Here is a 13,528-nt window from a genome sequence, read left to right as displayed (position 1 = left end):
TGGCGCGATTGTAGCGCCACCACTTTCATACCTTTAACGCAGGAAAATACGGTGGGTTTTGCCCACAGCTCCAGAATAGCGTTCCGCATCTCTTCGCCAGCGCTTTTTTCAGCCAAGAAAGCGCTTCTCTTTAGACGGGCTGACACGTACTCGTTCTATCAACGCAATAACCGTTTTCCGGTATATCTTTTTCAGCACGATTATAGCGTTCAAGGATACAAATGTCAATCGTGCTGGATATCGCCTTTAATGGACTGACGAATATGGACGACCGTCACCTTTAAAATCGCCGCAACTGGGACTGCAATGAGCAAACCAACAATGCCACCAGCTTCCACGCCAATTAACAGTGCAATAATGATGATCATTGGATGCAAATGAACCGTCCGGCCGACAATGACCGGCGATAGCAGATTCCCTTCAATTTGCTGAATAATGACTAATGCAATCACTGTATAAAGACCGAGCGTCGTTGATTCAAGAAGAGCAGCACCGACTGCTGGAATCGCGCCAATAATCGCGCCGAAATAAGGGATAAAATCAGTCGCACCAACAAAAAAACCGAGCACAATTGGATAAGGAACGCCAAGAATCCACAGAGCAACAGTCGAAAGCACGCCAACACAAAAAGCGACTAGCAGCTGACCACGAACATAGGAACCAAATGTCCGATCAACATCGTTTGCATAGGCTGTCAACCCTTTTCGCCATTTTCTTGGCGTTAAGTAAAAAGCAACCCGTTTAAGGAGCTCGTAGTCTTTTAAAAGGTAAAACACTAAAAAAGGAACGACGATCCATGTCATAAAGGACTGTAACATCCGGATAATCACTTGTTCGATCTGGTCAAGCCCCGCTTTTGCGAACGATTCAATTTTTACACTCCATTCGCCGACATGGTCGTCGAGTGGGTTTGGTAGGTTTTCCGCCGTACGTTGTAAGTTCAACAGTGACTTTTTTACTTCAGCCAATTGTCCTGGCAGTACATCCATGGCTTCTTTTACCTGTGCCGCAAGCGCGGGCAATCCCCAAAAAAGCATAGCGGCAATTGCAAGAATAAATGCTAAAAACAACATAAACGTGGCAAGTGCTCGCGGCAATCCGAGACGAACAAACCACTCAACAATGGGGTGAAGCAAATAGGCCGATACAAAAGCAACACAAAGCGGTCCGAGCAATGTCGCCAAAATGTCCCACACTGGCCGTAAAAATAACACTACTTGGCCTACCAGCAACAACAATAGCACGATCAGTAAATATTTCGTCCATTTCAACACGTCTGTTTGCAGCCGTTCCCGCTTCATGACTCCCACTCCTTTTGCCTCTCCTCCCTAGCTTGCGCAAAACAGTGGCTTTGTAATCAAAAAAAGCGGCCCTATTGCGGCCGCTTTTTCTTGTCTAGGCAAACATGCGTTTGAATCTTTTTCTCGCTTTTTTCCAAGTACGGGCATTCATCAGGTTAGCTTGCATTACTGGCTCTATAAATTGCCGGATTCTCCGCTTTGTTTTCCGGTCATTTAATGAATACCATGCAGCGCCAACGCCGATGGCCATTAATGGAGCGATTGACTTCCGCAAAAGGCTCACCTCCGCTTAGCTTACATGTTTAGACGACGTTCTTCCGTTTCAAACAAATCGTCAAGTGAGCTGAGCGAACCGTCCTCCTCTACTTGGTGAAGGAGCAACGTGTCTTTCACTAAACTCATCTCAATGAAACAATTCCAACAATAGTATTGGTTTGTGCCAATCTTTCCGATGTCTTTTCGGTGGCAGTTAGGGCAACGCATAGAGGGCCTCCTTTACAGAGACAGAATGGCCCGTTCTTTACTGATTACTAAATGTTGGCCTTTAACGACTTTCCGGCCTTCCTTTATATCAGACAGCCAGCCATCTGTCACTTCATACCCTATGATCGTGCCCAATTCGACGTTGAAATATACATCTTCTACCAATCCGAGCGTTTCCCCTTCCTCGGAAAGAAGCGGCTTCCCTTTGAAACGGCGTCGCCCTGTGTGAATAGGGTGGAGCATTTTTTGCTCGCGGTTGAACGGCTTTAAAGCCTGTTCACCAGCGATCATAACCGCTTCCTGACCAGCGTGAGCAATTTCACCAATCGGCAAAAAAGCATGCTGTGCAAACAAATGTGTTCGTTTCACCGTTAAGCCAACGACTTCTTTGCCATCAAACAGAGCATCCACGACCCGGCCATGTTCATGGCCAGTTGTATTGCTGATAACAGGAAGCCCTATAAGCGCTTGAACTGTTCGCAAAGAAACACCGCCTTTCCGAACAGTCTTAAGTTATGCATATGTAGCTTCCTCTATCCCCGGTGAACGTTACCAGTACGTGAAAGCAATTGTTGAAGGCGCTCCTTTAATTTGGAATGGCGGTGCTCGTCTGCATGTTTAATCGCCTGTTCCATCGTTTTTCGATCGCCACATAAGAGCAAATACTGCTTGGCCCGGGTAATGCCTGTATAAAGCAAGTTCCGCCTCAGCATGCGCATGTAGCTCGACACGACTGGCATCACCACAATCGGAAATTCGCTTCCTTGTGCTTTATGGATAGAACAGCAATAGGCATGGGTTAGCTGTGAAAAGTCTTTTTTCTCATAGGTGACTTCCAGTCCGTCAAAGGAAACCACTAGCTGATCTTTTTTTTCCGTCGTCTCTTTAGCGTAGAAAACAGCAACAATTTCTCCTCTATCGCCGTTGTATACGCCTTCCTCTGGATTGTTGACTAACTGGAGGACCATATCGCCTTTGCGAAAAACAACATCCCCAAACGGCAGCTCTCTGCGGCCTTCTTTTGCCGGATTAAATAGGGACTGAAGCATCGTGTTTAATTCATTGATCCCTGCCTGCCCGCGGTACATGGGTGCCAGTACTTGGATCTCCTTAGCACTGTAGCCTTTCTTCATGGCGTTTTCACAAATTTGCCAAACGGCTTGTTGCACTTGGTTCGGCTGGCAAGGAAAAAAGACGCGGTCTGCCTTTTTCGTTAAAAAATCACTTGGAAGCACGCCATCTTTCATCGAGTGGGCAAGCTCAATGATGGAAGAGCCTTCAGCTTGCCTGTAAATGTCCTTTAATTGGATTGTTGGAATAACGTCTGCTTCTAAAAGGTCTTTTAATACTTGGCCAGGCCCTACAGAAGGCAACTGGTTTTCATCCCCTACTAACACGACTTGCATGCCTTTGGGAATCGCTTTAAATAACTGATTTGCAACCCAGGCATCGACCATCGACATCTCATCGACAATTAGCAGTTCCCCTTCAAGCTGTTCATGGTCGCCTTTTTCAAAGCCGGTCGCACTGCCTTTCCAGCCGAGCAAGCTGTGTATCGTGCTTGCAGGCAGTTCCGTTGCTTCAGCCATCCGTTTGCTGGCTCGACCAGTGGGCGCAGTCAACTTAAGGGGGAAAGATTTGTTTTTGTAAGCAGCCACTTCAAGAGAAAGCCCATGAAGCGCAGCATAAGCTTCCACAATTCCTTTAATGACCGTAGTCTTTCCTGTTCCAGGCCCTCCTGTCAGCAACAACAGCGGAGAACGAAGAGCAGTGGCAATCGCTTCTTTTTGCGTGTTTGAATACGTAACAGCATGTGTATCCTCAATGTGCCCGAGTGTTTTTTCAATGTCTGCTTCAGTGAATTCTTGTGTCAGTTCTTGGCTTAAAATTCGGCGGATGTTGGTGGCAATGCCTTTTTCTGCATAATACAATGACTTCATGTAGATGCGGTCTTCCTCACGAACGAGCATGCCCTCTTCATTCATTTCGATGAGGATGGCCTCAAGCTCGGAAGCGTCAATTTGGACGTTTGGGCTCGATAATAATGCAGTCCCCTCCGTAATGAGCGCTTCCTCCTGCAAGTATAAATGTCCTTGTTGCATACAACATTCCCGGAGCAAATAAAGCAGCCCCGCCCGCAAGCGCTCTGGATGGTTCCCAGTTAAGCCAATCGCCGCCCCTAATTGGTCTGCACGGCGAAAGCCGACTCCTTCTACATCCTGAATGAGCAAATACGGGTTGGTGCGGATAACATCAAGTGCTTGCAATTTGTACGTTCGGTAAACACTCATCGACAACTCTGTGCCAAACCCGTATTGGGACAGTTGGATAATGACTTGCTCCGCGCCTTGTTGCTCAAGAAGTTGGTTATAGAGCATCGTCGCTGTATCTTCTTTTAGCTTCGGGATGTTGTTTAATACCGTTCGATCTTCAATAATAGCTGAAATGGCCCTTTCACCGAGGGCGTCGACAATTGCTTCCGCTGTCTTTTTGCCAACGCCAGGGAAACGGTCGCTTGACAAAAACCGAATAATTCCGCTTTTCGTCTGTGGCAAATCGCGCCTAAACGTTTCCACTTTGTATTGGAGGCCAAAGCGTGGATGTTCAGCGACTTGCCCGAAAAATAAATAGGTCTCCTCTACTTCCAGTTCAGGCAAATGGCCGACAACCGTTATTTTGCGCCCTTCCATTTGTTCATTCGTCTTTTCAATCCGCGTCATCGCCACTGTATAGTCGTTTTCTTCATTGCGAAACAACACATGAACGACTTTTCCTTTAACAAAACCTTTCTCCAGCGTTTTTTCCCCAACATTATCCATAGCTTCACCCTTTTTCAAGTGTCGCTTCAATAAGCCGTTTGCCGTTGCCAGCGAGAAGATGGTCCGGTTGGTGGGCAAGCGCTTGGTTAAAAGAGGCAAGTGCTGCCTCAGCTTCATCAGACGCTGCCTGGACAACCCCTAAATTGTAATAAGCATCAGCATGACTAGGATCAAGGGCAATTGTTTTTTCAAACAAAGGACGGGCTTCGTCCAGCAGCTCCAGCTGGGCTAAGCACAGCCCATATTGAAAAACAATTTCGCTGTCTTCACTACTTAATTCATATGCTCGGCTTAGGTTAGCCTGTGCATGAGCAAGCTTCCCTTCGCTGTAATAGCTCATGCCTAGCATGTAAAACAAGTCTGCCTCATTCATGCCACCAGTAAGCGCTTCAGTAAACGCTTGAATCGCTTGCTGGTGGTTTTCTTGCTGATAATGGACACAGCCTATCCCGTAATAGGCAACAGTCGCATCGTGGTCGAGCTCCAGTGCTCGCTCATAAAAAACGAGCGCACGCTCAAAGTCATTGAGAGCTGCTAGCAAGTTCCCCATGTTGATATACCCTGTCGGTTCTTTTGGATTTTCTTCAATGTAGGCAGCAAACTGTTTTGCCGCTTCTTCATAGTTCCCTTTTCGCATGAGCTCAATTCCCGCTTGATTATCCATCGTCCTTCCCCCTCCGAAAGCTAAAAAGGAAAACGCGGTTTACGCATTTTCCCGGTGAATTTTGTCAATCACGCCGCCACCAATGCAACGATCTCCTTCATACAACACAACCGCTTGTCCTGGCGTAATCGCGCGTTGTGGCTGGTCAAACTGAATAAACGCACGGCCATCTTCCTTCGGAAATACAGTAACGCCTTGGTCTTCTTGACGATATCGAAATTTTGCTTTGCATGTAAATGGGCTCGTTCTTTCTTCTTTGGCAATCCAGTTCATGTCAGTAGCCCAGAGCCCATCTGAGTATAGTCCTGGATGATGATAGCCTTGACCGACAATGAGTACATTTCGTTCCAAGTCTTTGTCAATGACAAACCACGGCTCCCCAGCGCCACCAATGCCAAGCCCTTGGCGCTGGCCAAGCGTATAGTACATAAGCCCATCGTGCTGCCCTTTATCAATGCCGTCCATTGTTTCCATCCGTCCTGGTTGTGCTGGGAGAAAGGTTTGCAGGAATTCTTTAAAATCACGCTCGCCAATAAAACAAATGCCAGTGCTGTCTTTTTTCGTTGCTGTTGCAAGCTCTGCCTCAGCAGCAATTTTTCGCACTTCCGCTTTTTGCAAATGGCCAAGAGGGAACATCACTTTTGACAGTTGTTTTTGGCTAAGTGCATTTAAAAAATACGTCTGGTCTTTATTAGCATCTGCCCCTTTTATTAACCTATATTCCCCGTCCAATTCCTGCAATTGGGCATAATGGCCCGTCGCGACATAGTCAGCGCCGAGGGAAATCGCATGGTTTAAGAATGCTTTAAACTTAATTTCTTTGTTGCACATAACGTCAGGATTTGGCGTTCGTCCCGCTTTATATTCTTCTAGAAAATACGTAAACACTTTATCCCAGTATTGTTTCTCAAAATTAACTGCGTAGTATGGAATGCCTAGCTGTTGCGCTACTCGCTCAACGTCCTCATAATCTTCTGTGGCCGAACAAAAGCCTGAATCATTGCTATCATCCCAGTTTTTCATAAAAATCCCAATGACATCATAGCCTTGTTCTTTCAAAAGCAAAGCTGTTACAGAAGAATCTACACCTCCAGACATGCCGACAACGACACGTGTATCTTCTCGTTTTTTCATATTGGTTCCCCACTTTCTATTGCTCGCCGCTATTCAATGAACGCCTTTTTCCCTTGCTCAGACAAGACGCAATCCGCGATTTGCTCAAACGCATAAGCCAACTCTTCCTTTGAATTGGTCATGCCAAAACTAAAGCGGATCGCTTCTTTGACACGATGGCTATCTTTTCCATACATCGCTTGAATGACATGAGAAGGTTGAAGCGTCCCTGCCGTGCAAGCAGAACCTCCAGACGCAGCAATCCCTTGCAGGTCTAATTTCATCAAAAGCGCTTCTGTAGACGCACCTGGAAAACAAACGTTCAAAATGTGATCAAGCCGTTCCCCACTCTCGCCATTTTCCAGCACTGCTACACCGCGCCGCTCCATCGTTTCAAAAAACATTGCCCTGTATAATTTGTAGCTTTGGCGACGCTGCTCACGTTCAGCGTATGCTTGGTTGAAAGCATGAGCAAAACCAACAGCACCGGCGACATTTTCTGTGCCTGCCCTGCGTTTCCGTTCTTGCTCGCCCCCATGCAACAGCGGTTCTAATTCGATGCCTTCACGTACAAACAAACAGCCAATCCCTTTTGGCCCATTTAGCTTATGGCTTGCAATGGTCATCAAGTCTACGGCGAGCTCGTCCGTATTGAGCTCATATAGCCCAGCTGCTTGAACAGCATCGGAATGAAAAGCTGCTTGATGCCCTTTTAGCAGCTCGCCAATTTCTTTAATCGGTTGCACTGTGCCAACCTCATTGTTCGCAAACATGATGGAGACAAGGATCGTTTCTTCGGTTAACGCATTTTTCAATTGCGCAAACGAAATTTGCCCATTTTCATTGACAGGCAGCTTTGTTATCGAAAACCCTTCCTTTTCCAATTCCTCCAGCGTATGCAGGACAGCATGATGTTCAATTTCTGAAGTGATGATATGCGTGCCTTTTTCACGGTTGGCACGGGCAAAGCCAATAAGCGCTAAATTATTCGCTTCTGTACCGCCGCTCGTAAACAGCACCTCATTGCTGTTAGCGTTTAGCAATGACGCAATTGATTCACGGGCTTCGATTAACGCTTGTTTCGCTTGGCGTCCAAACTGATGGATGCTTGATGGATTACCAAAAACCGTAGAAAAATAAGGCATCATCGCTTCCAACGCTTGGGGATGCAACACTGATGTGGCTGCATGGTCTAAATAAATTTGCTTCATGAGTGGCACCTTCCGTCCCCTTGCTCCATTGTGTTAAATATAAAACATATAATACTCTTGTTCTCCATCTTCCTTAAAATTGGCTAAGTCGGCAAGAGTCGTTTTATCGAGCACTTCCTTGACTGCGTCCCGTATTTTTATCCATAAATCGCGCTTGGCAGGCTCCTCATCTTCAAGCACTTCAACCGGACTAATCGGTCCTTCTAACACACGAATAATATCGCCTGCTGTAATATCTTCGGCATCTTTAGCCAGCATATAGCCACCATAGGCACCGCGAACACTTTTAACGAGCATCGCATTGCGAAGCGGCGCAATCAATTGCTCCAAATAATGCTCTGATAGTTTATATTCCTTAGCAATAGATTTCAAGGAAACAGGCCCTTCCCCTGATTTCTTAGCGAGTGCCATCATAATCGTCAATCCATAACGTCCTTTTGTCGAAATTTTCACGTCAATCCCTCTTTCATCAAAATAAATGCTGTATGATCTGGAAAATACTCCGTCTTTCACTACATGTATGTGACAATCCGTTCTCGTGATCCGCTTTTCAATGTTGCCTATTCCTACTTGGCAAGCGCTAAATTTTCCTTTATACCCTTGACATTATAGCATGTTTTCATACTGGATTGATAGAAGTTCGCAGAATCGAGAAGGCACGGGCATTTCGTTCATGGACAGTTCTGCTTGTCTGAGCTACACTACGTAAGACGAGGAAAAAGAGGAGGGACACTCATGAAAAGACAACCGTTGGCCTATCGCATGCGCCCTACTTCTGTCGAAGAAGTGATTGGCCAGCATTCTTTGCTTGGGGAAGGCATGATGTTATCGAGAATGATTAAAGCGAACCAGCTTTCCTCCATGGTGCTTTATGGTCCGCCAGGTACAGGGAAAACGTCGATTGCCCGAGCGATTGCAGGGTCGAGCGGCATGCATTTCCGCATGTTGAACGCCACTGTCCATCATAAAAAAGATATGGAGACGGCTGTCGAGGAAGCCAAGATGTATGGCTCGCTCCTTTTAATATTAGATGAAGTCCATCGCCTTGATAAAGCAAAGCAAGACTTTCTGCTCCCCCATTTAGAGAGCGGTCTATTGCTTTTAATTGGCGCTACTACTGCCAATCCTTACCATTCAATCAACCCAGCGATTCGTAGCCGCTGCCATATTTTTGAATTGGAACAGCTCGAACCTGATGATATTGAAAAAGCGCTGCGCCGTGCCCTCGCAGACGAAGAGAGAGGCCTTGGCCATGAAAAAATCGATATCGCCCCTGAAGCACTCCGCCATTTGGCATTGGCTTGTGGCGGCGATGTCCGCGCTGCCCTTAATGCGCTTGAGCTTGCTGTCCTCTCCACACCTAAACAGCCAGATGGCACACGCTCTGTCACACTCCGTTCCGCCGAACAGAGTATCCAGAAAAAAAGCATTCAACATGACAAAGATGGCGATGCCCATTATGATGTGCTGTCTGCTTTTCAAAAGTCGATCCGCGGAAGCGACGTGAATGCAAGTCTTCACTACTTGGCACGCTTGTTAGAAGCAGGCGACCTTATTAGCATCCATCGCCGTCTGCTCGTTATCGCCTATGAGGACATTAGCCTTGCCAATCCCCAAGCGGGGCCTCGAACGCTTGCAGCCATTGAAGCATCAGAAAGGCTCGGACTGCCTGAAGCACGGATTCCTCTTGCCAACGCTGTGGTTGAACTTGCCCTTTCTCCAAAAAGCAACAGTGCCTATAAAGCACTTGATGCCGCTATGGATGCACTGCGAAAAGGTGGCAGTGGTGAAGTGCCTCGCCATTTAAAAGATGCGCATTATAAAGGAGCGCAACAATTAGGCAGAGGCAGCGACTATAAATACCCTCATGACTATAAAGATGGCTGGGTCAAACAACAGTATTTGCCAGACAAAATTGCCGATCACCGTTATTATGAGCCAAAGCAAACAGGGAAATTCGAACAAGCGCTTAGCGAAATGTACAAAAGACGAAGCTAAACATGTTTCATCCTTTTTTTCTGCCAACATCGATTGCCTAGTTACGATGACGTGATTGTCCATTCTCGCAAACAAGATCTTTTTTAGCAGGCTAGTATAAAATGGCGCAACTCTGGCAAAAGTAAAGCCATAAGCACTGCATGAAGGAGATGGACAAATGAAAACGAGACAAGATGCATGGTCCCATGAAGATGATGTGCTTCTTGCTGAGACTGTTTTAACGCATATTAAAGAAGGAAGTACACAGCTAAAGGCATTTGACGAGGTTGGGGATGCTTTAAACCGGACCTCTGCAGCATGTGGATTTAGATGGAATGCTGTTGTACGGCAAAAATATTTAAAGCAAATCGATTCCGCCAAACGGGAACGAAAAGAACGGAAACGAGCGCTTTCAGCCAGTTATTTCTCTCAAGCTCGTATTGGAAAAACAGAAAGCCCGTCTAGAACGTTTTACCAAACAGCAACAGTGGATGGTGGAGCGGTGACGCTTGAATCTATTATTGGCCAACTCAAACAATTGGCACAAACCGAGCCCGCGTCCTCACGCTTAGAATTAGAGAACAAACAGTTGCGCGCTCAATTGGAAGAAAAGACTGCTAAATTAAACGAGCTAGAAACAAAGCTACAACGAAATAAACAAGAACATAGTATGATTGAAGAAGATTACCAGTCGTTGATTTCGATTATGAACAGGGCGCGCCGCCTTGCAATTTTGGAAGAAGACGAACAGGATCATCCTGCTTTTCGGATGGACGCTAACGGAAACTTAGAGAAACTATCAAAGTAAATTCGCTTCTTGTTTAAAGGATGAAAGCTCCTACGTTTTTTAGCGTAGGAGCTTACTAGTTAAGAACGTCGGTTAATCTCTATGCCTTCTAGTAAACAAGTGATGACATGTCCCGCCATGATCAAGCCTGATACAGACGGCACGAACGCATTTGAAGACGGCGGTAGTTTCGCTTTGCGGATGTTTCCTTGTTCAGCCGTTTCAGGTACAATTTCCTTACGGATGTCTTCCCTAATTTGGATCGGTTTCTCATCTGAAAAAACAACATTGACGCCTTTATGAATCCCCTCTTTTCGTAACCTCGTACGAATTACTTTTGCAATAGGGTCATAGCTTGTTTCGGAAATATCCGCAATCCTTAAACGAGTTGGGTCCATTTTATTGGCGACTCCCATGCTGGATATAATCGGAATGCCCCGCAGCTTACATTGTTTAATCAAATGGATTTTATAAGAAATGGTGTCGCTGGCATCAATGACGAAGTCAAGTTTATGTGAAAAAAACGATTCATACGTTTCCTCGGTATAAAACATTTTTCTTGTAATTACTTCACAATTTGGGTTGATGTCACTTATCCGCGCAGCCATCAAATCAACTTTCGGCTTGCCAACTGTTGAGAGCAATGCATGGATCTGGCGATTTACATTCGTAATATCGACATCGTCTTTATCAACGAGCACAATTTTACCGACGCCAGAACGGGCTAGCGCTTCTGCCGAAAAGGATCCGACTCCTCCTACCCCTAACACAGCAACTGTACTGCCTTTTAGGCGCTCCAGCCCATCATGGCCGATTGCTAACTCATTTCTTGAAAACTGGTGCAACATCGATGTCCACTCCTTTTGTGCCTTTGTACTGACTGAATGATCATACCACAAAATGAACGCAATCCGCCTGCTCGTATGTGATTTTTTTCTCGCATTAAGAGAAAAAGCGAAAAACCGATACCGGAAGAGATTAACGATTGCACAAATTTCTAAATGCGCCTAAATCATTTCTTAACTACAAGCCGGTTTCTAATTAAACTGCCTAAAATCTAAATTTTCCTTGCATTTCTTTAAAAGATATACTAGAGTATTAACCATTAACCCTTTACAAAAATAAATATGTTTTTTCTTATCCAGAGAGATGGAGGGATTTGGCCCTTTGAAGTCTCAGCAACCGGCCTTTGGCAATGGTGCTAATTCCAATAGGTAATGTACCTAGGAGATAAGAAGTTCGTTGTCTATAGTACGAGGACCTTCTTTATTCTAGAAGGTCCTTTATTATTTGGCCGGTACAACTGAGTGGAGAAGTGGCAAGCATCACTTTGGGTAACCATTCTTTAATCAAAAGGAGAGAAATGAGGATGACAAGCATTGCTGTAAAACCACCATTTAGGGCAGACCACGTTGGCAGTTTACTGCGGCCAGAACGTATCCACCAAGCGAGAAATGACTGTAAGGAAGGCACCATTACGGCCGCGCAATTGCATGAAATAGAGACACAAGAAATCAAACGAATTGTCGATAAGCAAATTGAAATTGGCTTGGAGTTGGTGACGGACGGGGAATTTAGGCGTCGTTTCTGGCATACTGATTTCCTCGAACATTTGAATGGCGTAGAAGGGTATGTTCCAGAAGTCGGCTATATTTTCCAAGGCAATGAAGAAACGGAAAGATACAACGTCCGCAACGTAGGAAAGGTTTCATTTAACCATGATCATCCCCATGTAAAAGACTTTATTGAATTTAATAAGATTGTCGGAGGGCGTGCAGTCGCGAAGCAAACCATTCCGAGCCCAAATCAATTGTTTAATATTGGCATTCGTGATGAAACGATCTACCCTGATATTGAGGAATACGCAAAAGATATTATTCAAGCCTACCGTGATGCCGTGAACGCTTTCTACGAGGCAGGTTGTCGTTATTTGCAATTTGATGACGTCTATATTGCTGGCCTTTCGTCGCCTGACATTCCATTTAATGATGGAGCATACTCAAGAGAATATTTAATTGATTTAGCACTCCGTGTCGTAAATGGCGTTTTGGAAGAAAAACCAGACGATCTCGTTGTGACGACTCACCTTTGCCGTGGCAACTACCGGTCTAACTGGGCTTTTGAAGGCAGTTATGCCCTTATTGCTCCGACTTTATTTGCAAAAGAGAAAGTGAATGGTTTCTTTTTAGAATACGATGACGATCGTTCTGGAGACTTTAAACCACTGGAGCATATTCCGAACGGCGGGGCCCGCGTTGTTCTTGGACTCCTCACCTCTAAAAATGGGGAATTAGAAGATAAAGAATCAATCATTGGCCGCATTAATGAAGCAAGCCAATATGTACCGCTAGAACAACTCTGTTTAAGCCCTCAATGTGGCTTTGCTTCCACTCATCATGGAAATCTTTTAACCGAGGAACAACAGTGGGCAAAATTAAAATATATCGTTGATATTGCCAAAGAAGTTTGGGGATAAGGACGCGTTTCAATCAAGCACGATCGGAATTTCTCTCTTTTTCACGCTTCCCCTGTTTTTTACTTGGACATCGTTCCGTTTAAAACCAATTCAGAAAGTATACATCTTATAAAAGCCCGGCATAGGCCGGGCTTTAGTATGTCTCGTTTATCTCTGTCATATGTCTTTCATCCACAAGAGAACCGTTAATCAGCAAGTCTGAGAGGGGACTCCCTTTTCGGCTATCGTCTTTATATAGCTTGAGCATATAGTCACGAACTTGGCCTCCATTTTGCCGGTAGCCAACTTTGAATTTTTCTAGAGAAGCCGTGATATTCCCTATAAGCTCAAGACCGACCTTCTCTGGAATACACTAGCCAATCATCCTTGAGATTTTGATTTCTTTCGCCGTTAGAAAGCCAAACCAAAAAAGCACCCACAAGGGTGCTTCATCGTCACAATTATCCCGACTATGCCGTAAGAACTTGGTGCTTTGAACCTGCAAGGCAGGTGGGTGCTTCGCATTGGCCTTTTTACGTCCCCAGCTTGCGGGGCATGTAAGCGAGCCAATAACGGCAAGCTCCCTTTTTTAAGGTGTTGGCTCAAAGTAAACAATTCCTACGAACATCTCAGGATAATGTTTGTATAGCCATTATACTCTTTTTTTAAACGCTTCTCAAGTATTCACGGAAAATTAAAACGTTTTTCCTACGGCTTT

General features: G+C 45.4%; 13 protein-coding genes, 1 other RNA gene, 1 riboswitch and 1 other annotated feature (1 of these 16 only partly in view). Of the genes, 3 read left to right on the top strand and 11 right to left on the bottom strand.

The features are described from left to right. Positions 1-171: a binding site (T-box leader), on the bottom strand; it reaches 42 nt to the left of the window's first position. A gap of 53 nt (positions 172-224) precedes the next feature. From BUC05_RS01385 to cymR, 9 genes are all read right to left on the bottom strand, one after another. Next, positions 225-1,301 carry an AI-2E family transporter gene (locus BUC05_RS01385; RefSeq protein WP_011246435.1) on the bottom strand — a complete coding sequence of 359 codons (1,077 nt, stop codon included), beginning with the start codon at positions 1,299-1,301 and terminating at the stop codon, positions 225-227. A 94-nt stretch (positions 1,302-1,395) separates the two neighbouring features. Beyond that, the gene (locus BUC05_RS01380; protein ID WP_035204549.1) at positions 1,396-1,575 is read right to left on the bottom strand and encodes a hypothetical protein; all 180 of its coding nucleotides are present in this window, start codon (positions 1,573-1,575) and stop codon (positions 1,396-1,398) included. 20 nt (positions 1,576-1,595) lie between these two features. Then, positions 1,596-1,784: a hypothetical protein gene (locus BUC05_RS01375; protein WP_011246434.1), complete on the bottom strand. Its 189-nt coding sequence runs from the start codon at positions 1,782-1,784 to the stop codon at positions 1,596-1,598. A gap of 12 nt (positions 1,785-1,796) precedes the next feature. Further along, positions 1,797-2,267, bottom strand: coding sequence for a PRC-barrel domain-containing protein (locus BUC05_RS01370; RefSeq protein WP_035204546.1), 471 nt, complete (start codon positions 2,265-2,267; stop codon positions 1,797-1,799). Positions 2,268-2,317: 50 nt separating this feature from the next. Continuing rightward, on the bottom strand, positions 2,318-4,603 hold the full coding sequence (gene recD2, locus BUC05_RS01365) for an SF1B family DNA helicase RecD2 (protein WP_073303978.1): 2,286 nt from the start codon (positions 4,601-4,603) through the stop codon (positions 2,318-2,320). 4 nt (positions 4,604-4,607) lie between these two features. Continuing rightward, positions 4,608-5,267: a tetratricopeptide repeat protein gene (locus BUC05_RS01360; RefSeq protein WP_063609713.1), complete on the bottom strand. Its 660-nt coding sequence runs from the start codon at positions 5,265-5,267 to the stop codon at positions 4,608-4,610. A 39-nt stretch (positions 5,268-5,306) separates the two neighbouring features. Further along, on the bottom strand, positions 5,307-6,401 hold the full coding sequence (mnmA, locus tag BUC05_RS01355; protein WP_011246430.1) for a tRNA 2-thiouridine(34) synthase MnmA: 1,095 nt from the start codon (positions 6,399-6,401) through the stop codon (positions 5,307-5,309). A 29-nt stretch (positions 6,402-6,430) separates the two neighbouring features. After that, positions 6,431-7,591, bottom strand: coding sequence for a cysteine desulfurase family protein (locus BUC05_RS01350; protein WP_073304318.1), 1,161 nt, complete (start codon positions 7,589-7,591; stop codon positions 6,431-6,433). A 33-nt stretch (positions 7,592-7,624) separates the two neighbouring features. After that, positions 7,625-8,044 (bottom strand): cysteine metabolism transcriptional regulator CymR, encoded by a 420-nt coding sequence (gene cymR, locus BUC05_RS01345; RefSeq protein ID WP_011246428.1) that lies wholly within the window; start codon positions 8,042-8,044, stop codon positions 7,625-7,627. A gap of 282 nt (positions 8,045-8,326) precedes the next feature. On the opposite strand from cymR, the gene BUC05_RS01340 reads away from it, so the two are divergent. Then, on the top strand, positions 8,327-9,589 hold the full coding sequence (locus BUC05_RS01340; RefSeq protein ID WP_063609715.1) for a replication-associated recombination protein A: 1,263 nt from the start codon (positions 8,327-8,329) through the stop codon (positions 9,587-9,589). Positions 9,590-9,746: 157 nt separating this feature from the next. Next, a complete protein-coding gene (locus tag BUC05_RS01335; protein ID WP_063609716.1) occupies positions 9,747-10,376 on the top strand; it encodes an RsfA family transcriptional regulator in 630 nt (209 codons plus the stop codon). A 59-nt stretch (positions 10,377-10,435) separates the two neighbouring features. On the opposite strand, the gene BUC05_RS01330 is transcribed toward BUC05_RS01335, so the two are convergent. Continuing rightward, complete coding sequence (locus tag BUC05_RS01330) at positions 10,436-11,203, bottom strand: tRNA threonylcarbamoyladenosine dehydratase (RefSeq protein ID WP_035204541.1); 768 nt, start codon at positions 11,201-11,203, stop codon at positions 10,436-10,438. A 286-nt stretch (positions 11,204-11,489) separates the two neighbouring features. Further along, a riboswitch (SAM riboswitch) is annotated at positions 11,490-11,592 on the top strand. A 132-nt stretch (positions 11,593-11,724) separates the two neighbouring features. Here BUC05_RS01330 and BUC05_RS01325 point away from each other — a divergent pair. Beyond that, on the top strand, positions 11,725-12,831 hold the full coding sequence (locus BUC05_RS01325; RefSeq protein ID WP_073303976.1) for a 5-methyltetrahydropteroyltriglutamate--homocysteine S-methyltransferase: 1,107 nt from the start codon (positions 11,725-11,727) through the stop codon (positions 12,829-12,831). A 438-nt stretch (positions 12,832-13,269) separates the two neighbouring features. Here BUC05_RS01325 and ssrS read toward each other — a convergent pair. After that, positions 13,270-13,449, bottom strand: a non-coding RNA gene (ssrS, locus tag BUC05_RS01320) — 6S RNA. Positions 13,450-13,528 lie beyond the last annotated feature (79 nt).

Origin of the sequence: Shouchella rhizosphaerae, assembly GCF_900142675.1 — a bacterium.
GTDB lineage: Bacteria > Bacillota > Bacilli > Bacillales > Bacillaceae_D > Shouchella > Shouchella rhizosphaerae.
The sequence above is the reverse complement of the archived record's forward strand: the minus strand, read 5'-3'. Positions and strand labels throughout refer to the sequence as shown.